General features: G+C 42.7%; 1 protein-coding gene. It reads left to right on the top strand.

All coding sequences use genetic code 11. The features are described from left to right. Window positions 1-261: 261 nt before the first annotated feature. Window positions 262-641 (top strand): IS110 family transposase (locus AB1L17_RS31460; protein ID WP_412848840.1); only part of this gene is annotated, 380 nt, incomplete at its 3' end.

Raw genomic sequence — 641 nt, 5'->3', positions numbered from 1 at the left:
AGCGGCTACCACTTTCGTATTATTAGGTCAGCTTAGAATTCAATTTCTGGCTGGCCATTTTTTATTGAAATGGTTGTACGATTACAGTAGCCGGGGAGAAAGTCTGCTACTTTGAAACCTAGATTTCGTACGCAAAACTCTTCCCCCCTCTCTGTAATAACCATGTTTGAGCTGGTTGAGACTACGATCTCGTATCACAAGCGAAGCTATGGCGTTACAGTAGTTATGGGGTTTCCGGCAGTAAAAAATAGGAGGAAAATGATGAATCCAGTTGTTGGGATCGACATATCCAAGGGAGTGAGTGAGGGACAAGCCTTTTTAGACAAAAACCAACCTTATAAAGAGAGTTTTCGTTTTTCTCACACCAAAATGGGATTGCACACATTGGTTACCTTTCTGCATGAGATTGAAAAAAATAGTGGTTGCCGCCCTACCGTAATTTTGGAGGCAACAGGCCATTATCATCTCCCGGTTGTACAGTGTTTGGAGGAAAATAATTACCTGTACATCATTGTAAATCCATTGACTGCACAACGAGCCAAGAGGTCTCATCTTCGGAAAGTGAAAACGGATGCAGCAGATGCCTATTATTTGGGGGAATTGTACTATCGGGAAGAGTTTGAGCCCTATGAACAACGCGG

It is taken from the genome of Brevibacillus jepli, assembly GCF_047229145.1.
In the GTDB taxonomy this organism is placed as follows: domain Bacteria; phylum Bacillota; class Bacilli; order Brevibacillales; family Brevibacillaceae; genus Brevibacillus.
This window is presented reverse-complemented; position numbering and strand designations above follow the sequence as displayed.